This window comes from Sagittula sp. SSi028 (genome assembly GCF_048553715.1).
Classification (GTDB): domain Bacteria; phylum Pseudomonadota; class Alphaproteobacteria; order Rhodobacterales; family Rhodobacteraceae; genus Sagittula.
On the sequence record NZ_JBLZNC010000060.1, the window covers coordinates 1 to 341 of the forward strand.

1 protein-coding gene is annotated in these 341 nt (G+C 64.8%); it reads left to right on the plus strand.

Going from position 1 to position 341, the window contains the following annotated elements; genetic code table 11:
• Positions 1-341 (plus strand): transposase (locus ACN5AZ_RS18760; protein WP_419430404.1); only part of this gene is annotated, 341 nt, incomplete at both ends.

A 341-nucleotide genomic window follows, 5' to 3' on the forward strand; every position in this document is an offset into this window, starting at 1 on the left:
GACCGGATCACCCGAGCCATCGCGGGCGATGAACGCCTGTCGGAGACCGCCGGTGTTCTCCGTTCCATCCCGGGGATCGGCCCGGTTGCCAGCACGATGCTGATCGCAGAACTGCCCGAGATCGGCACCATCACTGGCGAACAGGCTGCCGCACTCACCGGTTTGGCGCCAGTCGCGCACGACAGCGGAACCCTTCGCGGAAAACAGTCCATCGCCGGAGGGCGCCGCGTCCTGAGGCACGTGATGTTCCAGGCGGCCTTGGTCGCGGCACATCACAACCCTAGCCTGAAATCTTTCGCGGATCGCCTCCGCAAGGCCGGAAAACCGCACAAGGTCATCAT